The organism is Psychrobacter sp. 1U2 (assembly GCF_051847575.1).
This window is the reverse complement of sequence record NZ_JBPYDC010001304.1, coordinates 1-636: the sequence shown is the minus strand read 5'-3', so window position 1 is coordinate 636 and position 636 is coordinate 1. Positions and strand designations below refer to the sequence as shown.

Sequence of the window (636 nt, the reverse complement as noted above, 5' to 3'; positions counted from 1 at the left end):
GCTGTTAATTAGTTGCAATGAGTCACAACTCAACAAGAAGGGCTAAGTTTGAGCATTTAATTCATACAATGAAGCCAATAAACGCTGATGGATACCTTCAAAGCCTCCATTCGACATAATGACAATCGCATCACCCGCTTGTGCATGCGTCGTAACATGATTAATAATATCTTCTATACTGTTTATAACCTGCTGATTGCTGTTGTGTTTTGCCCGATCAATGACTTCTCGTAATCCCCATTCAAGACCAGCAGGCTCATACCAAAGTGTATGATCTGCTAGCGCTGCTGATTGGGCCAGACTGTCCTGATGAATACCCATTTTCATGGTATTACTACGTGGTTCAATAATCGCCCATAGCCGTCTGTTGGTGAGTTTCTTTTTAGCACCATCTAAGGTGGTCGTAATCGCGGTAGGGTGATGCGCAAAGTCATCAAATACTAAAATGTCGTTAACATCTCCGATTAATTCCATCCGACGCTTGATACCTGCAAAAGCTGAAAGCGCTGCACATGCGGTCGAGATATCTACTCCGACATCATAAGCGGCGGCTACTGCAACTAGCGCATTATTGACATTATGTATACCGCTCATCGACCAATCAACAATAGCGCTCACTGATGGGTCAGCGTTAAA

The 636-nt window shown here is 43.6% G+C and carries 1 protein-coding gene; it reads right to left on the bottom strand.

The window, feature by feature from the left end; all coding sequences use genetic code 11:
* Positions 1–42 precede the first annotated feature (42 nt).
* The coding region (locus ACS8FD_RS21780) for a glutamate ligase domain-containing protein (RefSeq protein ID WP_439277408.1) at positions 43–636 on the bottom strand (594 nt) is incomplete at its 5' end.